Source organism: Proteus sp. G2618 (genome assembly GCF_009915995.1).
Lineage (GTDB): Bacteria > Pseudomonadota > Gammaproteobacteria > Enterobacterales > Enterobacteriaceae > Proteus > Proteus terrae.
On the sequence record NZ_JAABNI010000005.1, the window covers coordinates 179,217 to 201,630 of the forward strand.

Annotated in this window: 16 protein-coding genes and 3 tRNA genes; 9 read left to right on the forward strand and 10 right to left on the reverse strand. The window is 38.0% G+C overall.

The window, feature by feature from the left end; translation table 11 throughout:
- Positions 1 to 81: 81 nt before the first annotated feature.
- From hflX to tsaE, 6 genes are all read right to left on the reverse strand, one after another.
- Positions 82 to 1,365, reverse strand: coding sequence for a ribosome rescue GTPase HflX (gene hflX / locus GWJ01_RS02085; protein WP_109394715.1), 1,284 nt, complete (start codon positions 1,363 to 1,365; stop codon positions 82 to 84).
- 94 nt (positions 1,366 to 1,459) lie between these two features.
- Complete coding sequence (hfq, locus tag GWJ01_RS02090; RefSeq protein ID WP_075672788.1) at positions 1,460 to 1,747, reverse strand: RNA chaperone Hfq; 288 nt, start codon at positions 1,745 to 1,747, stop codon at positions 1,460 to 1,462.
- A 109-nt stretch (positions 1,748 to 1,856) separates the two neighbouring features.
- Positions 1,857 to 2,798 carry a tRNA (adenosine(37)-N6)-dimethylallyltransferase MiaA gene (miaA, locus tag GWJ01_RS02095; protein WP_069369879.1) on the reverse strand — a complete coding sequence of 314 codons (942 nt, stop codon included), beginning with the start codon at positions 2,796 to 2,798 and terminating at the stop codon, positions 1,857 to 1,859.
- Positions 2,767 to 4,776 (reverse strand): DNA mismatch repair endonuclease MutL, encoded by a 2,010-nt coding sequence (mutL, locus tag GWJ01_RS02100; RefSeq protein WP_109394717.1) that lies wholly within the window; start codon positions 4,774 to 4,776, stop codon positions 2,767 to 2,769. Before mutL ends, miaA begins: the two co-directional genes overlap by 32 nt.
- Before the next feature lie 23 nt (positions 4,777 to 4,799).
- Complete coding sequence (locus tag GWJ01_RS02105) at positions 4,800 to 6,125, reverse strand: N-acetylmuramoyl-L-alanine amidase (protein WP_161710635.1); 1,326 nt, start codon at positions 6,123 to 6,125, stop codon at positions 4,800 to 4,802.
- Positions 6,126 to 6,138: 13 nt separating this feature from the next.
- Positions 6,139 to 6,606 carry a tRNA (adenosine(37)-N6)-threonylcarbamoyltransferase complex ATPase subunit type 1 TsaE gene (tsaE, locus tag GWJ01_RS02110; RefSeq protein WP_109394721.1) on the reverse strand — a complete coding sequence of 156 codons (468 nt, stop codon included), beginning with the start codon at positions 6,604 to 6,606 and terminating at the stop codon, positions 6,139 to 6,141.
- Positions 6,607 to 6,831: 225 nt separating this feature from the next.
- Between tsaE and queG the strand changes: the two genes are divergently transcribed.
- A complete protein-coding gene (queG, locus tag GWJ01_RS02115; protein ID WP_109394723.1) occupies positions 6,832 to 7,986 on the forward strand; it encodes a tRNA epoxyqueuosine(34) reductase QueG in 1,155 nt (384 codons plus the stop codon).
- 718 nt (positions 7,987 to 8,704) lie between these two features.
- Here queG and GWJ01_RS02120 read toward each other — a convergent pair.
- From GWJ01_RS02120 to orn, 4 genes are all read right to left on the reverse strand, one after another.
- Positions 8,705 to 8,780, reverse strand: a tRNA-Gly gene (locus GWJ01_RS02120).
- Between the two features lie 35 nt (positions 8,781 to 8,815).
- Positions 8,816 to 8,891, reverse strand: a tRNA-Gly gene (locus GWJ01_RS02125).
- Between the two features lie 36 nt (positions 8,892 to 8,927).
- Positions 8,928 to 9,003, reverse strand: a tRNA-Gly gene (locus GWJ01_RS02130).
- 166 nt (positions 9,004 to 9,169) lie between these two features.
- Positions 9,170 to 9,715, reverse strand: a complete 546-nt coding sequence (gene orn / locus GWJ01_RS02135; RefSeq protein WP_109401984.1) for an oligoribonuclease — start codon at positions 9,713 to 9,715, stop codon at positions 9,170 to 9,172.
- Between the two features lie 115 nt (positions 9,716 to 9,830).
- Here orn and rsgA point away from each other — a divergent pair, with 115 nt between their 5' ends.
- From rsgA to GWJ01_RS02175, 8 genes are all read left to right on the forward strand, one after another.
- On the forward strand, positions 9,831 to 10,889 hold the full coding sequence (gene rsgA, locus GWJ01_RS02140) for a small ribosomal subunit biogenesis GTPase RsgA (RefSeq protein WP_109394727.1): 1,059 nt from the start codon (positions 9,831 to 9,833) through the stop codon (positions 10,887 to 10,889).
- Between the two features lie 87 nt (positions 10,890 to 10,976).
- Positions 10,977 to 11,873, forward strand: coding sequence for an archaetidylserine decarboxylase (gene asd / locus GWJ01_RS02145; RefSeq protein ID WP_109394728.1), 897 nt, complete (start codon positions 10,977 to 10,979; stop codon positions 11,871 to 11,873).
- A 21-nt stretch (positions 11,874 to 11,894) separates the two neighbouring features.
- The gene (gene mscM / locus GWJ01_RS02150) at positions 11,895 to 15,230 is read left to right on the forward strand and encodes a miniconductance mechanosensitive channel MscM (RefSeq protein WP_109401985.1); all 3,336 of its coding nucleotides are present in this window, start codon (positions 11,895 to 11,897) and stop codon (positions 15,228 to 15,230) included.
- Between the two features lie 1,287 nt (positions 15,231 to 16,517).
- Positions 16,518 to 17,393 carry a LysR family transcriptional regulator gene (locus GWJ01_RS02155; protein ID WP_161710636.1) on the forward strand — a complete coding sequence of 292 codons (876 nt, stop codon included), beginning with the start codon at positions 16,518 to 16,520 and terminating at the stop codon, positions 17,391 to 17,393.
- A 204-nt stretch (positions 17,394 to 17,597) separates the two neighbouring features.
- A complete protein-coding gene (locus GWJ01_RS02160) occupies positions 17,598 to 18,119 on the forward strand; it encodes a fimbrial protein (RefSeq protein WP_109401987.1) in 522 nt (173 codons plus the stop codon).
- A 59-nt stretch (positions 18,120 to 18,178) separates the two neighbouring features.
- A complete protein-coding gene (locus GWJ01_RS02165) occupies positions 18,179 to 18,838 on the forward strand; it encodes a fimbrial biogenesis chaperone (RefSeq protein ID WP_109401988.1) in 660 nt (219 codons plus the stop codon).
- A 12-nt stretch (positions 18,839 to 18,850) separates the two neighbouring features.
- Complete coding sequence (locus GWJ01_RS02170; protein ID WP_109402009.1) at positions 18,851 to 21,376, forward strand: fimbria/pilus outer membrane usher protein; 2,526 nt, start codon at positions 18,851 to 18,853, stop codon at positions 21,374 to 21,376.
- 9 nt (positions 21,377 to 21,385) lie between these two features.
- The gene (locus GWJ01_RS02175; RefSeq protein ID WP_161710637.1) at positions 21,386 to 22,408 is read left to right on the forward strand and encodes a fimbrial protein; all 1,023 of its coding nucleotides are present in this window, start codon (positions 21,386 to 21,388) and stop codon (positions 22,406 to 22,408) included.
- Positions 22,409 to 22,414: the final 6 nt, after the last annotated feature.

The following is a 22,414-nucleotide window of genomic DNA, read 5'->3' on the forward strand; positions in this document are numbered from 1 at the left end:
ATTATTATGATTAGATTTATCAGGCTTAAGAGCCGATTTCGTCGCCAGCTCTCAGTTAATGTTCATTATTATGGCCGAATATCAGACCACGTAATCCAATAAATTTGGTTCCTGCTTGCAAAGGCGGCGCCAGTCTACCATAGGCATACGTATGATTAGCCCAACTTTACCGTCTTTTTCAATCCATTCACGTTCTATTGATTGTAATTGATAAAAACGACTACGTAAGCGCCCTGTATTTTCTGGCGGTAAACGTAATTCAAAGTGTGCGATCTCACCTGAAAGACGTTCTGTCAACGCCTGATACAACAGAGGAATACCTTCGCCTGTTTGTGCAGAAACCCAAACCCTAACGGGTAAGTTTTCTTCATTTCGATCAATTCTTGGAGTGAAGTCTTCAAGAAGATCAATTTTGTTCATAACATGCAGTGTTGGTATCTCTTGAGCATCAATCTCTTCTAATACACTTTCAACTGCATGAATATTTTCCTCAAAACGACTATCTGCTGCATCAATCACATGAAGAAGTAAGGTAGCTTCTCGTGTTTCTTGCAAAGTGGCTTTAAAAGCAGCAACAAGATCATGAGGTAAATGTCGAATAAATCCAACTGTATCGGCTAAGACAACGGTTCCCACATCATCGACCTGAATACGTCTTAATGTCGGATCTAGCGTTGCAAAGAGCTGATCTGCTGCATACACATCAGAACAGGTAATATGATTAAATAAACTCGATTTCCCTGCATTTGTGTAACCAACAAGGGATAATGTTGGAATATCAGCTTTACTCCGCGCTTGCCGTCCTTGTTCGCGCTGACGCTCAACCCTACCCAATCGCATTAGAATTTGACTAATTTTACCTCGGAGTAAGCGGCGGTCTGTTTCTAGCTGCGTTTCACCTGGTCCTCGTAACCCAATCCCCCCTTTTTGTCTTTCAAGGTGAGTCCACCCTCTGACTAAACGAGTTGATAAGTGACGTAACTGGGCGAGTTCTACCTGTAGCTTTCCTTCATGGGTTCTTGCTCTTTGAGCAAAAATATCAAGGATAACTCCCGTGCGATCAACCACACGGCATTCACAAAGTCTTTCCAGATTTCGTTCTTGTGCAGGTGTTAGTGCATGATTAAATAAAACAACATCTGCACCACTTGCTTTTACAGCTTCGGCAATTTCTTCTGCCTTACCTTCACCCACATAATATTTAGGATGAGGCGCTTTGCGATTTCCTGTAATAATCTGAACTGGTTTAACACCCGCAGATGTCACCAAAGATTCAAATTCTTGTAAATCATCAACGTCCTTTTCTTGAGAAAAGAAGACGTGCACTAAAACGGCTAATTCGCCACCTTCATAACGATCAAACAAAGGCGAAACCTCTTGGACTTTATAAAAACAGGAAAAAACATAGGTAAAGTCTCCCTACCTATGTTTTTCTTATATCAAGAATAATATTGGATTATTATTCTGCAACATCATCCTGCTGAGCAGCGCCACCATTGTAGCCTGTACCAGTTTGGTTCGTGCCTGTGTTGCTATGATGAGAAACAGGACGCGAAGGTACCACGGTAGAGATAGCATGTTTGTATACCATCTGACTTACTGTGTTTTTCAGCAAAATAACAAATTGGTCAAAAGATTCGATCTGACCCTGCAATTTAATGCCGTTTACCAAATAGATAGAAACGGGAACCCTTTCACGACGTAATGCGTTCAGGAAAGGATCTTGCAAAGATTGCCCCTTAGCCATTCTATGTTTTCCTTATTTTGTTGTTTTATATTAGAACCCAATTGGTTCGAAAAATGAACTACTCAAAAATTGCGCTTTGGCAACTATCAATTTTACACAAACCTACCATCTATGCACTAACTACCTGCAAAACAGTGTCAAGAGATTGTTTTGGATCTTCACTATCAAGCCAGTGAATGTCATTCCAACCTCTTAACCAGGTGATTTGTCGCTTCGCTAATTGCCGGGTAGCACAGATCCCTCGATAAACCATCTCATCATAATCTATTTCGCCTGATAAATATGACCACATCTGGCGATAACCGACACAACGTACAGAAGGTAGATCTTCATGCAGATCGCCCCGTTCATATAATGATTTTACTTCATCTTCAAATCCACACGTTAACATCTGTTTAAAACGGGCTTCAATGCGTTGGTGAAGAACATTTCTATCTTTCGGAGCAATCGCAAACTGATAAACATCATAGGGCAAAGACTCGCCTGATATTTTTGTCAATTCCGTCATTGTCTTACCTGAAATCAGGTAAACTTCTAGCGCGCGAGAAAGTCGTTGAGGATCATTAGGGTGGATCCGTTGTGCTGCTACGGGATCAACCAATGCTAACTCTTTATGTATTGCCTCCCACCCTTGCTCTGCTGCTTTTTTTTCTATTTCAGCACGAACATCCGAATTGGCACTGGGTAAAGGCGATAGACCTTCAAGTAACGCTTTAAAATATAGCATAGTCCCACCCACTAATAGTGGAATTCGCCCAGCCGCAGTAATTTCTTCCATTGCATTTAATGCATCACGTCGAAAATCCGCAGCGGAATAGGGAAATGCGGGATCTAGAATATCAATTAATCGATGTGGAGCAAGCGATTGCTCATTCGCATCCGGCTTCGCTGTGCCGATATCCATACCACGATAGATAAGAGCTGAATCCACGCTAATAATATCTACAGGCAGTTTCTGTCTCAGTGCAATTGCTAATGCTGTTTTACCTGACGCTGTAGGTCCCATTAGGAAAATTGCTTTAGGTTTTATTTGCGTGTTCACATCGCTCATTATTTAATGCCACTACCACTGGTTGTAAATCAATTAATTGTAATAAGTTTTTTGCTGGCTGTCTGACATATTGAGGGCAGAGTCTTTCAATATCAGCCAATAATCCTACTGCTTGAGCTTGCGACCATTGCGCCTGCTCTGCTCCTAATTGTTTTGCAAACCATTGTCCAAGTTGTTGCTCGGTACAAGATTGTTCTGCTGACAAATAGGCTAATAATGCGGTCAGCAACACAGGTAAATTTTGCTGGCGCAAAGGTAACGACACTGCATGTATTGTTGCTTTACCGTGAGAAATTTCGATAACGATCCCGAAATGACTAATTAGCGATTGAAACTGATTGAAGACACTAATTTCTTCTTTGCTCAATACCAATTTTAAAGGCACTAACAGAGGTTGTGGCTTCAATGTTTCATCTTTAGGCAGTAATTGCGCACATTTTAACAGAAAATCAGCTTCTTCCAATGATAACAGCCCAAGACCTTGTGAAGATTCTATTAACGCATATTTGTGCTGATAAATTGCCAATACTCGCCCAAAAGTATAATCAGTTTGTCCATCTTTCGCATTGACGGAACGAGGCATCACCGAAATAACATTTTCTTCAATATTATTAGTTGTATGAACGATTTCACCTAAATTCAATGGGGCACGGTCAGGAAATAGTGGTATTTTTTCTTTATCTTTTGATGTGGATACACTTTCTTGCATCATTTTTTGATAAAGCGCACCTTGTGTCCGTTGGTAGCTATCACCAAACTGACGATGCCCTCCAGATTGAGAGGCTTGCTTTTGATGAGAACTATTGTTGTGCTCTCGTTCACTGGAGTGGTGTGATGATGTATTTGGTGGAGTTTGAGCCTCTGGTGATTGATAAGGCTGAGAAAATACGTTTTCACCTGCAACTTGACGGTTTTCAGGAAAATTTAACGCAATTTCGTGTTCTTCTTCGTCATCTGAAGTCAGTGATAAAGGCTCTTGCGTTGCTTGTCGTAAAACACTCAACACACCTTGATAAATAAAATCATGAACCAAACGAGATTCATGAAAACGAACTTCGTGTTTCGCAGGATGTACGTTTACATCGACTTGATGAGGATCAACACTTAAGTACAAGATGTAAGAAGGTTGCTGCTCTCCTTGCAAATATCCTTCGTAAGCTTGGCGAATCGCATGATTAATCAACCTATCACGCATCATTCGTCCATTCACATAGCAATACTGAATTTCACTACTTTGCACTGGTGATAAAGGGTGTTCTACCCAACCTTTTATTGCTAAATCACCATGTTCCCACGATAAATGCATTGATTGGTTGACAAAATTATTACCACAAATCGCACTCAAACGGCGATTTTGCTGACTTTCATCTTTCACTGCACGGTATTGCCGAACACGCTTACCGTTATGGGTAAGATTTATAGAGATATCAAAACGCGATAATGCAATGCGGCGTACCACTTCATCAATATGTGCAAACTCTGTTTTTTCAGTACGTAAGAATTTACGTCTTGCTGGCGTGTTATAAAAGAGATCAAGCACTTCAACTGTACTTCCGACAGGATGAGCGGCAGGTTTAACAGTCACCGCCATATCTCTGCCTTCAGCGTAAGCTTGCCATGCTTCTTCTTGATCTTGAGTACGTGATGTCAGTGTTAAACGGGAAACTGAGCTAATACTCGCTAATGCTTCCCCACGAAAACCCATACTCATTATGGCTTCGAGATCGTCAAGACTTGATATTTTGCTGGTTGCATGGCGAGCAAGTGCTAACTTCAAATCATCACGATTGATACCACATCCATTATCACGAATACGAATAAGCTTGGCACCACCTTTATCGATATCAATATCAATTGAGGTCGCGCCTGCGTCTAAACTATTTTCCAGCAACTCTTTAACGACAGAGGCTGGTCTTTCAACAACTTCCCCTGCGGCAATTTGGTTTGCAAGCTGAGGAGGTAATAAATTTATCGCCATTACCTTTATTCCATTTTACTCAATCAATTAGGCGCGTTTTGTAAAGGATGAGCCAGAAAATAATTTCTTAAACCCGCATGAATAGATGCCGCGAGTTTCTCTTGATAAGCATCAGAAATCAGTAATTGCTCTTCTGACGCGTGGCTGATAAAGCCTGTTTCAACTAAAATTGAAGGGATATCAGGTGAACGTAACACACCTAAGCTCGCATGTTCTGGTGTTTTCTTATGTAGTGAACCCACTTTTCTTAGTTCAGACAATACAGCAACAGCAACGTCATAACCTACTCGCTGCGAATTACCAAACTGCAAATCAAGTACTGTTTGACTTAAATAAGGATCAGCACCATCCAATGCATCACCAGCACCACCGAGTAATTCAGACTGTTTTTCGCTTTGTTCAAGCCACTTACCTAATTCACTGTTTGCACGACGATTAGAAAGCACCCACACAGAAGCGCCTCTTGCGCTGCGATTTGGCGCTGAGTCTGCATGAATAGACACTAACATATTCGCACTTTGCTTACGGGCAACTTCAGAGCGCCCGGCAACTGAGATAAAATAATCGCCACTACGTGTTAGAACAGGTTTAAACATAGGATCATTGCGTAAGCGCGCTTCCAACTTCCTTGCCACACTTAGCGTTACGTCTTTTTCACGATTACCTTTCTGACCAATCGCTCCCGGATCTTGCCCACCATGACCCGCGTCTATCGCAATAATAATTTGGCGAGAGCCTGCTTGTGGTTTTGATGGTGTATTACGTGGCTTTACAATAGGAACAACAGGTGTAACTTCTGCTATCGGCTTGGTCATTAAAGGCGCCATTTCCCTATTTGTATTTACAGTTGATGTAGTTGTGGTTGCTATCGGTGATAACGTAACAACACTTACTGTCGATTGAGCATTGCTATTTTGTCGACTATTTATAGCTTTGATAGTAAGCACTAACTTATAGCCACCACTTACTTTCATTAAACTCTCAGTTACGACAACAGGCTGAGCAAGCTCCAGTACTATACTTTGGTATTGGCTATCTTTTGATTGCGTTGTACGAATTTTATGAACTAATAGGCCGTTACCTAATGTTGCAGGTAATCCTGTAATTTTTGTGCTCTGTTTAAAATCCATCACCAAACGGTCAGGACTTTTTAATGAATAATATCGATAACTAGGCTTCCCATCACGAAAAGAGAATGTGAGAGTTGTTGCTGAAATACCGTTTTCTGATTTTACTTCTGTCACAGTAGCGGCTTGTGCTATTTGCACAAAAAATAAAGACAAAACAACCAACAGAAAGGCAACAACATAGCGCTGACTTTGACTCACAATGGTGATGAGACTCGACATAATCAATATTCCTTTATGCAGACTGAATACGGGATAAAACAGTATTCCCTCTTTGTGAAAGGGCAACAAAACGCGCTTTTCGACCTTCATCTTCGTAATTTAAATGAAGTTCTAAATCAGCGTTAGGTAAAAAGCCTTCGCCTTGCGATGGCCACTCAATAAGGCATAACGCGTCTTGTTCAAAATAGTCGCGTATTCCCATAAATTCCAACTCTTCAGCAGAAGCTAAACGATAAAGATCAAAATGATATACAGGATTTGGCGAAAGCATATAGGGCTCAACTAATGTATATGTTGGGCTTTTAACATGCCCTTGATGACCAAGCGCTTGTAAAAAGCCTCGGCTAAAGGTTGTTTTTCCAGCACCAAGATCGCCATATAAATAAATGATCAATCCGCTATGATTAGTCGCCATTGCAACAGCACGCCCGAGTTCAACTGTCGCCGCTTCATCTTCTAATGTAACAACCCATTCTTTCATATTTAATATAATCTATTGTTAAGTTATAACGGCTTAATAAAGAGAGATCGTTGGAGAACATCAAATACTAAGCTTTATATATTTTCTTAAGGCAAATAGTTATCGAAATCACTATCAAATAACCATACCATAAATCTATTTATTGCGAGGATTTTTCCTACTGCCTCACTATGATACACTGCGCGCTCTTAGGACTCACCTCTTACCTATTGATTCGGTTTATTCATGTCATCACTCGATCTTAATCTTCTCGCTCAAAACATTAAATTATGGGGTTCTGAGCTAGGTTTTCAACAAACAGGGATATGTGATACTGACTTATCACTTGAAGAACCTCGCCTGCAAGCGTGGTTAGATAAGCAATATCACGGTGAAATGGCGTGGATGGAAAAATATGGAATGACACGAGCCAGGCCTCATGAACTGGTTCCGGGTACATTACGCGTTATCAGTGTGAGAATGAATTATCTTCCTACGGATGCAGCTTTTGCACGAACCTTAAATAATCCAGAACAAGGTTATATCAGCCGTTATGCACTTGGTCGGGATTATCACAAAGTATTAAGACAACGTCTTAAAAAACTCGGCGAAAGAATTTCACAATATTGTCAGCAATTCGAATATCAAGGGGTAGTCAACTTTCGTCCTTTCGTTGATTCAGCACCTATTATGGAGAGACCATTAGCCGTTAAAGCAGGACTTGGTTGGGTTGGTAAACACTCACTTGTTATTAACAATCAAGCAGGCTCTTGGTTTTTCCTTGGTGAATTACTGATTGATTTACCCTTGCCTACCGATAGCCCAGTTGAAGAGCAATGCGGTAAATGTGTCGCCTGTATGACAACCTGTCCAACAGGTGCCATTGTTGAACCTTATACTATTGATGCTCGTCGCTGTATTTCTTATCTCACTATCGAACTCGATGGTGCTATTCCTGAAGAATTTCGTCCTCTGATGGGTAATCGTATTTATGGCTGTGATGATTGCCAGCTTATCTGCCCTTGGAATCGTTTTTCATCACTGACTGACGAAGAAGATTTCTCTCCTAGAAGAGCACTTCATACCCCAGAATTACTCGATCTTTTTCAATGGAATGAAGATAAATTTCTGCGTATTACTGAGGGGTCACCGATCCGTCGTATTGGCTATTTACGTTGGCTTAGAAATATTAGCGTGGCGTTAGGAAATGCACCTTATCAAGATAAAATTATACTTGCTTTGCAAGAACGCTTTGGATTGAGTGATGTTTTAGATGAACATTTAAACTGGGCGATTGCACAACAGACAGCGAAGAGAAATGAAAAAGAAGTAAAAATACAGACTTCACAACAAAAACGCTTAGTAAGGGCGATAACCAAGGGCTTACCTCGTGACGCTTAATTTTTAACAGAATAAACGCATTACGAGTAACCATTAATTTCCTCTGTGAATAAAATAAAAATCCCTTGCCTATCAACATGAACAAAAAATTCAAGCGAACTAAGACTCAAAATTAAAAAAATTAAAATAAACTTAATTATCAATTAGATATAAAATCCAATCAATTTATTGAAGAGCATAATATTCTTATCACTTAATGATGCGTGCTTGTGGATAACTCTGTGCAGTAAAAAAATAAATAGTGCTTAGATGCGATGGTTATTAGCATCTCACTGTGGATAAATCGATTTGGGAAGATTTAAAGAATAGTAGAATATATATCACGTTTTTTTAAAGAAAAGCCTGAAAAACTCTTTTCTTTTTCTAAAATACTATTCAATGCATGTTTAACAGAATAAAGGCCTAAATCCTAAAAAATGATCGTACCTCTCGTTTCCCTCTAAATGAGGAAAGGCGCACATTCTAGTGCTGTCAAAATAGAAATGCAAGCAAAGATCAAAGATAGATCACAAAAAAATAGCTTGATCTTACATGCAGTAATGACATTTTCTTTTTTGATCAGAAATCCTACACACTCTCTTTGCGCGTATTAAGTAAAATTCCTTAACCTGCACCCTAAAACAGTGTAGTCGATATTTAAAAAAGCGAGAGAAAAAACTTAAAATTTTCTTTATGGGGATTAAAAAATGAGATTTGATGAAATAGAAGAGAAAAAACTTGGAGCGGGAAACGAGACTCGAACTCGCGACCCCAACCTTGGCAAGGTTGTGCTCTACCAACTGAGCTATTCCCGCATTTGGTAAGTTTTGACAATTATAAGTGAAAGATTTGGAGCGGGAAACGAGACTCGAACTCGCGACCCCAACCTTGGCAAGGTTGTGCTCTACCAACTGAGCTATTCCCGCGTCGTATAATACTACTAATAATTGTCTAAGAAAGATTGGAGCGGGAAACGAGACTCGAACTCGCGACCCCAACCTTGGCAAGGTTGTGCTCTACCAACTGAGCTATTCCCGCGTCTTTCTTACACCCGTACAAACAAAATTCTTCATCGGTACGGGAAGCGCATTATACGAGAAAAATGCTTAACCGCAAGCCCTTATCAACAAAAAAATACGTTTTTTTGATTACATGTCGATAAAATCATCATAATGATGCAATATCAATCATTAATGCACGCTTTTTACTCTTTAATAAAGGTTTTACGATAATAAGCAAGCTCTGCAATAGATTCACGAATATCATCCAATGCCTGATGCGTATTTTTTTTCTCAAAACCTTCTAAAATTTCAGGTTTCCAACGGCGAGCTAATTCTTTTAATGTGCTCACATCGAGATAGCGGTAGTGAAAATATTGCTCTAGCTCTGGCATATAACGGTATAGAAAACGTCTATCTTGCCCCACACTATTACCACAAATAGGTGATACTCCTTTTGGTACCCATTTTTCTAGGAATTCAATTGTCTCTTTTTGTGCTGAATTATCATCATATGAACTGGCTTTTACGCGCTCAACTAAGCCGCTACCTGTGTGGGTGCGTGTATTCCATTCATCCATTAAACTTAATTGTTCATCTGATTGATGTACTGCAATTACAGGGCCTTCGGCTAAAATATTAAGTTGAGGATCTGTCACGATAGTGGCAATTTCGATGATACGGTCACATTCAGGATCAAGACCGGTCATTTCCAGATCTATCCAGATCAGATTATTCTCGCTTTTTGACATAATATATCCTAGCTGTTTCTAAGTGTGAGACATGATATTTTAGCGTTTATCATAGCGCGTTTACTCAATAAGCACGACAGAAGAACATCTAACCGAATAATACAAGTGAGGATCGGTGACAAAACGTAAATTATCTAAAGGCCAGCAACGCCGAGTACAAGAAAATCATAAAAAGCGTTTGCAGAGCAAAGAGAAAAAAAACCACGTTGAATTAGACGATACGCAATTAGGCGAAGCGACCGAAGGTTTAGTGATCAGCCGTTTTGGTCAACATGCAGATATTGAAGCTGCTGACGGCACAATTACACGATGCAATATTCGACGCACAATTTCATCACTGGTCACAGGTGATAAAGTTGTTTGGCGTCCTGCGCTACAAACACAGGAAAATGTCCGCGTAAATGGTATTGTAGAAGCTGTGCACGAACGAACTTCCGTGCTTACTCGTCCTGACTATTATGATGGTATTAAGCCTATTGCCGCTAATATTGATCAAATTATTATCGTTTCGGCCATTTTGCCTGAACTTTCTTTAAATATTATCGATCGTTACCTTGTAGCATGTGAAACCTTAAATGTTGAGCCTCTAATTGTGCTCAATAAAATCGATATGTTAGATGGAGAAAGCCGTAAGACAGTTAGTGAGTGGATGCAGACTTATAAAGATATTGGTTATCGTGTCCTTGAAGTCTCTAGCTATACCAAAGAAGGGTTAGAAGCACTAACTCAAGAGCTAATCGGTCGTATCTCTATTTTTGCAGGTCAATCCGGTGTCGGTAAATCAAGCTTACTTAACACGCTGTTACCCCCAATGGAAGAAAGCATTGTTGTTAATCAAGTCTCTGACAATTCAGGTTTAGGCCAACATACCACAACCGCATCACGGCTTTACCATTTCCCACAAGGCGGAGATGTGATTGACTCTCCAGGGGTACGTGAGTTTGGTTTATGGCACTTAACGCCAGAGCAAGTAACAAAAGGTTTTGTTGAATTCAGACCATACCTTGGTGGTTGTAAATTCCGTGATTGTAAGCACTTAGATGATCCGGGTTGCTTAATTAGTGAAGCGGTAAGAAACAACGAAATCGCAGAAACGCGATTTGAAAACTACCATCGAATTTTAGAAAGTATGAGTCAGGTGAAAGTTCGTAAGAACATTAATTTAGACTCTTAATAATTGATTCACTGACAACCCTATTAAGGGTGGGTACAATAGACCCCTTTTGTCTATTTTTATCGTTTAATCCCAGAGGTTGCCATTTTGGACAAGCTAAAAATTAAACTACAGTATTTATTGCCTAAATTATGGCTAACACAGTTAGCAGGTTGGTTCGCAAATAAAAAAGCAGGTGCCATCACCCAGTTTGTTATCAAGGCTTTTGCGAAAGCGTATAAAGTTGATATGAATGAAGCAAAAGATAGCCAGTTCCAAGCTTATTCTACATTCAATGACTTTTTTATTCGTGCTTTAAAAGACGGTGTTCGCCCTATCGTTGAAGGTGATGACAAACTAGCATTACCAGCTGATGGTGCAGTAAGCCAACTTGGTCTAATTCAAGATGATCAAATCTTGCAAGCCAAAGGGCATCACTACACCCTTGAAGCATTACTTGCTGGTAATTTTATGTTGGCAGATCAGTTCCGTAATGGTCAGTTTATTACGACATATCTTTCTCCTCGTGATTACCACCGTGTTCATATGCCTTGCGATGGTTTATTAAAAGAGATGATTTATGTTCCGGGCGATCTCTTCTCTGTTAATCCATTAACGGCGGCCAATGTTCCTAATCTATTTGCACGTAATGAACGTATTATCTGCCTCTTTGAAACTCAATTTGGCCCAATGATACAAATTCTGGTTGGTGCAACAATTGTCGGTAGTATTGAAACGGTTTGGTGTGGCATGGTAACACCACCTCGTGAAGGTATTATCAAACGTTGGACATATCCTCAAGCGGATAAAGCAGGAGCAATATTCTTGAAAAAAGGTGAAGAAATGGGCCGATTTAAGTTAGGCTCAACAGTCATCAACCTTTTCCCAGAAAATGCTGTTCAATTGAATAAAGATCTTATGAATGGCTCCGTTACATTAATGGGGGAACAACTGGGTTCCATCATCAATGTCGCTGGTAATGACAATAATGCCATCAGTGAATAACACGTAATTCGGAGTAACTTTGTGCGCCTGATAATTAGCCTTTTCTTCTCGCTCTTTTTGATGCTTTCGTTAAACACATCCGCAATATCAGCGGATGTGGAGAAATTACGTCAAGACATTAAACAACTTGAAGGAAGCACCAATCCTCAAGATATTGAGGCAGTTCAGGCGCTACAAGGTACTATCAACTGGATTAATGATGGTGAAAAAGCGCAAATAAACGCAGATAACTATCAAAAAACCATTGATGATTACCCTCAAATTACGCAAGAGTTAAGAACCAAGCTTCTTGAAGAAAGCCACGCTGTTCCTACTATTCCTGAAAAAATTAGCATCCCTGATTTAGAACAGAAAATTATTCAAATCAGCAGCCAATTAATGGAACAAGCAAGGCTTCAACAACAAGAGCAAGATAAAAGCCGTGAAATTAGCGAGTCTTTAAATTTATTACCCCAACAGCTTTCTGAAGCACGCCGTTTACTCAGTGATGCAACAGCAAGACTTGCCTCTATCAGTGCATCAACAACACCGTTAACAGAAGCACAAAATAAGCTCACACAAGCAGAAGTCACCGCACGTAAAGCGATGGTTAATGAGCTTGAAATGGCACAGCTTTCCGCTAATAACCGCCAAGAAATCGCTCGCCTTCGCTTAGAATTGTTTAAAAAACGCTATCAGCGTCTTGATGTACAACTACAACAATTACGTAGCTTATTAAACATAAAGCGCCAAGAAGTCGCTGATCTTGCGTTAGAAAAAACAGAAATGTTGGCCGAACAAGGTGGCGAATTACCCGAGTTTCTGACAAAACAGATCCAAACTAACCGCGAACTCTCTCAGATCCTGAATAAACAAACTCAAGAAATGAGCGAGCTATCAGAAAAACAGCGCATTACTACACAACAGACACAACAAGTTCGTCAAACCCTCACTACTATACGAGAACAAGCACAGTGGCTAAGTGGTTCTACTGCATTAGGTGAAGCATTAAGAACACAGCTTTCTCGCTTACCGGAAATGCCTCGTTCACAAGAGCTTGATAGAGATATTATTCAGTTACGTGTTGAGCGTTTAGGTTATGAGGATATGCTGGAAAACCTAAGTAAGATCCAGCCACCAGAAACTGCCGATGGCTCTAAATTGCCTGAAGCTCAGCAATATATTTTTGATTCTCTTATCCAAGCACGTCATGAATTATTGAATTCGTTGCTATCCGGTTATGATTCTCAAATTCTTGAATTAACAAAACTAAAAGTTGCAACAACACAATTAGCGGATGCTTTAAAAGAAACAAAAGATGCAACAAACCGTTATATGTTCTGGGTTGCTGATATCAGCCCTATCAAATTTAATTATCCGGTTTTATTAGTCAAAGATATCACTCGACTGCTTTCGCTAGATACCTTTTCACAATTAGGTCATGCAGCAGTCAGCATGCTTAAAAATCAGGATACGTTCCTATTCTTATTTGTCACTTTATCGATTGTGGGCTTTAGTCTGCGTACTCGAAAACATTACAACGCATTTCTTGAAAGAGTCAGTAACCGTATTGGTAAAGTCACACAAGATCACTTTTCACTGACGATACGCACTGTCTTTTGGTCTATTTTAATTGCGTTACCATTACCTCTGTTATGGTCTGCTGTAGGTTATGGCTTACAAAGTGTTGAATGGCGTTATCCAATGGCAGGAGCGATTGGATATGGGGTAACAGCTGCGGCTCCAGTGCTGTGGTTATTTATGATCAGTGCAACCTTTGCACGTCATAACGGTCTATTTATTGCTCAATTTAAATGGAAAGAAAGCCGTGTTAAAAAAGCGATGCGCTTTTACCAGCTTTCTATCTTTGTCATCGTTCCACTAATGATGTCATTAGTCACTTTCGAATATTATAGCGATAGAGAATTTGCACCGACAGTTGGTCGCTTCTGCTTCTTATTGCTCTGTATCGCCCTAAGCTTTATTACGTCTAGCCTTAAAAAAGCCCACGTTCCACTTTATCTTGATAAACATGGATCTGGCGATAACCTGATCAACACCATTTTATGGTGGTTCTTGCTGATTGCTCCGGTTGTTGCAGGTTTAGCCGCAGTATTAGGTTACCTTTCGACCTCGATTGTCTTACTTGGTCGTTTAGAAATGTCTGTCGCCATTTGGTTTGCCCTACTGATTATTTATCACATTATTCAGCGATGGATGCTTATTCAGCGCCGGAAATTAGCCTTTGAACGTGCTAAACAAAAACGTGCAGAAATTCTCGCTCAGCGTGCAAAAGGTGAAGATGAAAATACGATTGTTGGGAGCAGTGGTGAAAGTACTGTAGGACTTGAAATTGAAGCACAAGAAATAGACCTTGATGCTATCAGTGCGCAATCTATTGGTTTAGTTCGCTCTATTCTAACGATGATTGCATTAGTTTCGATGATCTTATTGTGGTCTGAGTTAAACACGGCGTTCTCTTTCGTCGATAATATTCGCCTTTGGGATGTTACCTCTTCGGTGAACGGCGTTAACACGGTACAACCTATCACGATGGGCTCTATTTTAGTGGCGATCCTCGTCATTATCATCACAACCCAATTAGTTCGAAACCTTCCTGCTTTACTTGAGTTAGCTATTTTACAGCATCTTGATTTAACACCGGGTACAGGTTACGCCATTACTACCATGACCAAATACACCATAACTTTAATTGGTAGTATTGTGGGCTTCTCTTTATTAGGGATTGAATGGTCAAAATTACAATGGCTAGTAGCAGCTATGGGGGTTGGGTTAGGTTTTGGTTTACAAGAAATTTTTGCCAACATCATTTCTGGTTTAATGATCTTATTTGAAAAACCAATCCGTATTGGCGATACCGTTACCATTCGTAATTTGACCGGAAATATTTCTAAGATCAACACACGGGCAACTACGTTGACTGACTGGGATAGAAAAGAAATTATCGTACCGAATAAAGCCTTTATTACAGAGCAATTTATTAACTGGTCACTATCAGATTCCGTCACCCGTATCGTAATGACAATCCCTGCACCAGCAGACTGTAACAGCGAGCAAGTGACAAATGTGTTATTAGAAGCCTCAAAACGCTCTACGATGATTTTAGAAAACCCAGCACCTGAAGTTTATCTGGTCGATTTACAGCAAGGTATTCAGATTTTCGAATTACGTGTTTATGCCGCAGAGATGGGACATAGAATGCCAGCAAGACACGAGATCCACCAAAATATTCTCTTAGCCTTTGCAGAGCACGGAATCCCATTACCGTTCCCACCATTCCAAGCAAGAGTAGATATGATGGGTAATACAATTCGTAGTTCAATGCGAGCAACACCAAGAGAAGTGGGCGGATTATAAATACCATTTCAATTAATTTGATGAAAAGTCATTATTTTTTCGAAAAAAATGAAAGATAATGGCTTGATTCTTTTTTCACATTTTTACCCCTCCCTACACTATGTATCTCTTTCTCTTATAGCTTGTTGATTGTATAAAATATATCCATATTTTCGTCCTAATTTTTTATTTCTAGAAAAAAGGAAGATTATTTTTTGATTTTTTGATTAATAAAACTGATAAATAATAACACATAGAAACTATCTATCACTCGACAACAATATAAAGATAATAAAATGAGCATCATAAAAAGATTGCCATTTTTCGGATAAATAATTTTAAAGCAGTATATTTTTCTAACAAAACGCCTATTTAACAAAAGAAAAAAATACCATTTTGGATAAAGCGTTTCATTCACCTTAAGATACAATCTATTTTGTCTTACCTTTATTACTTTGCTTCACTATTACGAGTAGCGGATGCTTAACCAAAATCGACCTACAATTATTTAATTAGATCATATTTTTACGTTTTTATACTTAACTTCACTCTCTATATGAGTGATGATGACTGTTCTATTGGTGTTTAAATTTTAATTTGATGTCTATAATAGCACTTACTTCTTCCTTAAATTAAAATATGCTAAGTCATTTATAGAGCACTGGACTTAATATTCTAATTTTAAACATCAATAGTTTTACATAGCAGGATTCAATCTCATCTCAAAATTTAACACTACACACAGTCTAATTTAGATTACTAGGTAGTATTTACCATCAAAAACTGTTTTCTTTATTTTAGTATAATTATCTAAGCTAAATACGGAATATTTTATTTTTTTAACTTTATACTAAAAAAAGAATAAGAATAAATTAAAGATAAATAGAAAAAAAATGATAAAGATAAAAACAAGATAATTATAAAAATATTAACTTTAGAAAAATATCACTTAAATCTTATAATTCAATAAAAACAAAAAAAGAAATAAAAAAAATAAAAATATAAAATTCTCACTTATTATAATAACCAACATTTTTTATGTTATATAAATTAAATCAATAAGAAAGAGTAAAAAAGATTTATCACAATCGTATAAAATAAAATCCAGAGAATAACAAAAATAAGAATTAATAAATATTTTCCCTAATGACTGAACTACTTATTAATTAATAGCATTACAGATTATAATGTTAATATTTTTTAAACTTGCTTAAAAAATGAGTATTACTACCTATTAACAATGCTAAGATATATTGCTAGCTTCATTTTGAATGAGTATTAAATAAACAATAATAAGAAGGTTCCATTATGGAAAAATCCCGAACGACTCTCGATCAGTGGATTACCTTACAAGCCGTCGTTGATTATGGTGGTTTTGCTCAGGCAGCAGATGCCTTACATAGAACACAATCATCAATTAGCTATACAATTAATAAATTAGAACAAACATTGGGCATTGAAATTCTCTCTTTAGAGAAAAGACGAGCAGTACTTACGCATGAAGGTAAGCTCTTACTCGATTTATCGAGAGAATTAACTGAAAAAGCCATTTCACTGGAGAAAGAAGCAAAAAAATTAATACTTAACAATAAGTTAAAAATAAATATAATTATTGATCCTTTATATATTTCAGACTTGTTTTTAGATAAAGTCTCGCAATTTATTAAAGAGAATAAACATTATGATATTAATATTCATAAAGTTTCACTCAGCCAGTCGGACGTATTATCTCAAAAAAATCAGGATTTAGTAATAACACACCACAATATAAAATCATTACAACCTATTGATTTAGAAAGTATTAAAACGGTGTTAGTGACACACCCTGAAAGTGCATTACAACAGATCCCAAATAGTGATTTATGTAAGGAGTTACAAAAACATACATATATTTCATTATTTCGCAATAATACTGACATCGATCATAATAACCAAGTAATTCATGTTGGCTCAGTGGAAACCGCAATAAGCCTTGTTAAACATGGTCTTGGCTATTCTCGACTCCCCTTAGCTGTCATTCAGGAAGAATTGAATAAAAATTCGATTAAACAATTAAATACGCACAACAATGATAAAGAATATAATTTTTATCTTTATTTGAATAAAAATTCATTCCCTATAGAGGATATAGAGAAACTATTATTAGCAATAAACAGTTCACCTCGTGATTTAATTAATGACTAATTAAACATTATTCTTAATTAAAAAAACAAACATTAAACATTTTGATATTAAGACAAAAAAACTCATGTAAATCTTCATTAACTTAAATTTTTTGTAATGCTATATTTTATTGGCATATCTCCTATGCGAATAAATCTATACTTAAATCTATACTTATAAATAAATTAAAAAGTAAAATTAATTACTTTTTATACAGGACTGATCATGAGCAAATTAAATAAATCACTCTATTTATTAGGGATGAGTTTCTCTCTACTTTCTGCACCTGCAGCTTTTGCATCGGGCACGATTAATTTTACTGGAGAAATAACAGACCAAGCTTGCACCGTAGATAGCTCTTCTAAAAATCTGACTGTAGATTTAGGAAAAGTATCTTCAAAAAGCTTAACCACTAAAGGTGAAATCGCGGGCCTTAAAGATTTCACAATTAAACTAATTGATTGCCCTATTGATACCACTGTTGCCGTACGCTTTGGCGGTACTCGTGATGCAATTGATAGCGATATTCTAGCTATTGACCAGGTTTCTGGTGGTGCAACAAATGTCGGTATTGCATTATTTGAGAAAGATGCCGTATCTCAAATTAATCTCTATGACGACTCTAAAGAGATCGAAATTAATGGTACTGAAATTAACTTAGATTATGTTGCTCGTTATAAAGCAACAGCACAAGCAACACCAGGCCCAGCTAACGGCTCAGCCGTCTATAGCATCCAATATAAATAATAAAAAATGAGGGTAATACTTATTACCCTCTTATTTCTTCTTAACTTTATAGCACCAATATGAAAAAGAATATTTTTCTCACATTATTTTTTTACTTTTCTCTCATAACGGTATGCCATGCAGCAGGGATAAGTGTGGGTGGAACACGGTTTGTTTATAACGATAATGCTCGTGAAATCAGCATCCCAGTTCTAAATACCGATAAAGAAAAACCTTATTTGATCCAAAGTTGGGTTTCAGCTTTTCAAGGTAATGACAAAACACCTTTTATTGCAACTCCCCCTCTTTTTCGTATTGAGCCAGATAGCACTGGTACGGCACGTATTTCTTATACAGGAGCCCCCTTAAACTCAAATACCGAAGTTGTCTATTGGCTTAATATAAAATCTATTCCTCCCGTTGAAAAAAGTCCTGAAAATCAACTTCAGTTGGTGATTAATTCTCAATTTAAGCTCTTTTTACGAGCTCATGATATCGAGCCACTTAATTTTAATAACGTCGAACTATCAAAACAAAATCAAGGCTTAGTGCTTAAGAACAACACACCTTATCACTTAACCATTAAACATATTTTTATTGATGATAAACGCCACCCTTACGATCCTTTAATTCAGCCACATCAAGAAGTTGTATTACTAAAAGAAACAACTACTTCTCAGAAAGTTACAGTACAGTTTATTAATGACTACGGTGCAACTGTAGATAAAGTATTAAACTAAGAGCGTATGGCGATGACTTTATCCATAATAGCGTTATCAACAAAACGATTATTCGTATTTTCTACCAATAATCTCAATCGCCACGGTTTGCTGACCATGGCGATCGCCACTATTTTATATCCTTATCAGGTAACGGCTGAAGAGCAATTTAACCCTGATGCACTCAATTTAGGAATAGAAAATCAAGTTGCGGATATTAATAGCCTTGATTATTTTTCTTATGCCGGAGGTCAACTTCCTGGCGTCTATTCTGTTGATATTTATCTCAATAATAAATTAATTGATAACCGCCAAGTACGTTTTATTTTTAACGAAGAAAAAAAGACACTTACACCAGAGATAACTAAACAAGACTTATTAAATTGGGGCGTCAAAGAGTCTGTAATACCACCATCTAATCAACAAATTAAAAATGAAACGATCACTGATATTGCTCGAGTTATTCCAAATGCAACATATCAGTATGATTTTTCACGAGCACGCCTGTCATTTTCTATACCACAAATTGCTTTATATAATTATGGGCAAGGCTATATCCCCCCCACACAATGGAATGATGGCATTAATGCGGCTTTTGTGAATTACACCTATCGACAAAATAAGTATTGGTATCATGATCAACATAATAGCGACTCTCTTTTTTTAGGGTTACGCAGTGGTGTTAATGTCGGTGCTTGGCGTTTGCGTAATCACAGTAACTATAATAAAAACAGTGATAACTCTTCGCAGTGGAAGAGTTTGCAAACTTATATTGAGAGAGATATTCGTAGTTTAAAAAGCCGTTTAACCCTCGGCGAAACTGCCTCTGATAATGATGTATTAGAGAGTATTCCATATCGTGGTATTAAACTTGCTTCTGATGAAAGTATGTTGCCACAAAGCCAACGAGGATTTGCCCCCGTTGTGAGAGGAATTGCTCAAAGCAATGCCGTGGTTACTGTTCGTCAAAATAACAGTGTGATTTACCAAACATCCGTTCCACCGGGTGAATTTGCTATTTCAGATTTATATCCCACCTCTTACAGTGGTGATTTACAAGTCACGATTGAAGAAGCGGATGGAACAACTCGTACTTTTTCACAACCCTTTTCAGCTGTTCCCATGATGCAACGTGCAGGTAGCTTAAAATACAGTGTAGATATCGGTAAGTATCATGCTGATACAGCTGCGAGAAAGCCTAATTTTTTTCAAACCTCTGCTATTTATGGGCTCCCTTATAATTTATCCATTTATGGTGGCACATTAATCTCTGCAGATTACCAAGCTTATGCATTAGGTACTGGGGTTAATCTTGGCTATTTAGGTGCCGTTTCTGCCGATATTACTCACGCGAAAACAACCTTAATAAATGATGATGAAGCTCAAGGACAATCTTATCGTATTCAATATTCTAAATATTTACCTGACACCCAAACAGGTTTTTCACTGGCGTCTTATCGCTATTCAACAAAAAATTATTATGATTTCTCGGCTGCTAATGAGCGTTTTTCTCATCTTTACCGTAAGAAAAAACAGTTTCAGTTATCTGTATCACAATCTTTAGGTGATATGGGTTATCTCTCATTAAATGGTTATCAACAATATTATTGGTATCAAGACAGAGTCGATCGTAATGTCAATCTCAGTTTTAACTCTAACTACCGTGCTTTAAGTTATAGCGTCTCTTATGCGTATAACAAGCGCCAGGAAAGTGGGCTAACCGATCAGATTTTATCCATTAATTTAAGTCTACCGTTTAATTTTACTCAAAATAATAATTGGTTAAGTTATCGCTACAACACCAGCCGACAAGGTGATTCGATTAGCTCAGTGAGTGTCAGTGGAACACAGCTAGAAGACAACAATCTGCAATATGATGTATCACAAAATTATAATCATACTCGCCAAGAATATAGTGGGTCAGTCAATGGTAATTACAGTGCATCCGGTGGCGAAGTAAATGCAGGTTACAGTTATGATAAACGTTATCAATCAATGAATTGGGGAGTAAATGGTGCGCTCTTAATTCATCAAGGTGGTATAACACCATCTCGTACAATCTATGATTCTGCAATTTTAATTAAAGCGGAAGATGTTGGTAACTTAAAAGTCAGTAGTGCGCAGAGCCTTTATACCAATAACCAAGGCTATGCGGTTATTCCTAATGTTTCACGTTATGAACGCAATAAAGTCACCGTCGATCCTGCCTCTTTAACGGGTAATAACGATGTTGAATTAACATCAACGACGGTTATACCGACCAAAGGAGCAATTGTTTTAGCTGATTTCAAAGCAAGAAAAGGGGCTCGTGTGCTTGCAAACTTACACTACAATGGAACACCATTGCCATTTGGTACTCAAGTTGAGATTTATCAACATGGACAAGTGCTTTCAAGTGGGATTGTTGCCAATGATGGTGAAGTTTTCTTAAATGGTGTACCTGAGCAGAGCCAGTTACGTGCTAAATGGGGTAACAGCGCCGTTGAACAATGCAAAACATTTTTAAATGCGGATCTCTCGTTAGAAAAGATCCAGTTTTTACAACTTGATTGCAGATAGGTGATAACAATGAATAAATATATAACACTAGGTTGTCTGTCTGCTTTTTTGTATACATCAACCACTATGGCTGAATTTAGGGCAGAGCTCACTACTAAGACAGTAACTTATTCAGCACCTATTTACGTATCGCGTTCAGCACCAATTTTAACAGAAGTCGCCACAATCCCGTTAGGAACAATGAATGCATGGACATGGTGGAACCTTTCTGGAGGCGAAGTTAGACCAGGGATTTATTTACCTGGTTCGTTTAATGCTTCCAGTCCTAGAGTGAATGGGGCTTATGTCAAAGAACTTAACAACAGTGGTATTGGCTATACGTTACATGGCACGATTAGCGGAAGTTGTAGTGGGTCTGCTTATGTCGATGGTCAGCAAAATATTGATGGTAACTATAGCAACAGGCTTATTTGTTCATCCAACGCCACCAGTGGTAATTACTCCGTTACATTAGAAATGAAGCTGTATAAGCTACGTGATAATGTGAAATCACAAACCATTCCAGGTATATGGGCTGCGATGTTAATCGTCTATAACAATGGTTTTATCACCAGTGACTATACAGGAAAAACAGAACCACGAATTAATCTTTCACCATTGACCATTATTTCTAGTGGTTGTGATGTCATAAATAACAATATTAATGTACCGCTTGAAGCTGTCCCTAAATCCAGTTTTAATGGTGTTGGATCTGTAAGTCCTGAGAGTATTAAAAATTTCAATATTGATTTGAGTTGTGATCCTGTTTCACCGATAAAAATTCGCTTCGATGGTGTTGCCGATAGCCAACAAACCGCAGGCACCATTGGCTTAAGTAACCCAACAGACAGTAATACAGCCAAAGGTTATGGTATACAGATTAAGTATCAAAACCAGCCAATAAAGCTGGGACAATTAATTACAGTAAGTGAAAAAAACAGCAGTTCCGGAAGTTATTCTATTCCTTTGGAAGCGGGTTATATTCAAACATCCGATACGACAAGTGCGGGAAAAGCAAACGGTACATTGCAATTTACAATGCAATATCACTAACGAAAT

What these genes read in the sequence shown, in the direction of transcription:
- hfq (WP_075672788.1), bottom strand. Translation starts at nt 1,747, where the DNA reads ATGGCTAAGGGGCAATCTTTGCAAGATCCTTTCCTGAACGCATTACGT.
- miaA (WP_069369879.1), bottom strand. Translation starts at nt 2,798, where the DNA reads ATGAGCGATGTGAACACGCAAATAAAACCTAAAGCAATTTTCCTAATG.
- mutL (WP_109394717.1), bottom strand. Translation starts at nt 4,776, where the DNA reads ATGGCGATAAATTTATTACCTCCTCAGCTTGCAAACCAAATTGCCGCA.
- GWJ01_RS02105 (WP_161710635.1), bottom strand. Translation starts at nt 6,125, where the DNA reads ATGTCGAGTCTCATCACCATTGTGAGTCAAAGTCAGCGCTATGTTGTT.
- tsaE (WP_109394721.1), bottom strand. Translation starts at nt 6,606, where the DNA reads ATGAAAGAATGGGTTGTTACATTAGAAGATGAAGCGGCGACAGTTGAA.
- queG (WP_109394723.1), top strand. Translation starts at nt 6,832, where the DNA reads ATGTCATCACTCGATCTTAATCTTCTCGCTCAAAACATTAAATTATGG.
- orn (WP_109401984.1), bottom strand. Translation starts at nt 9,715, where the DNA reads ATGTCAAAAAGCGAGAATAATCTGATCTGGATAGATCTGGAAATGACC.
- GWJ01_RS02155 (WP_161710636.1), top strand. Translation starts at nt 16,518, where the DNA reads ATGGAAAAATCCCGAACGACTCTCGATCAGTGGATTACCTTACAAGCC.
- GWJ01_RS02160 (WP_109401987.1), top strand. Translation starts at nt 17,598, where the DNA reads ATGAGCAAATTAAATAAATCACTCTATTTATTAGGGATGAGTTTCTCT.
- GWJ01_RS02165 (WP_109401988.1), top strand. Translation starts at nt 18,179, where the DNA reads ATGAAAAAGAATATTTTTCTCACATTATTTTTTTACTTTTCTCTCATA.
- GWJ01_RS02170 (WP_109402009.1), top strand. Translation starts at nt 18,851, where the DNA reads ATGACTTTATCCATAATAGCGTTATCAACAAAACGATTATTCGTATTT.
- GWJ01_RS02175 (WP_161710637.1), top strand. Translation starts at nt 21,386, where the DNA reads ATGAATAAATATATAACACTAGGTTGTCTGTCTGCTTTTTTGTATACA.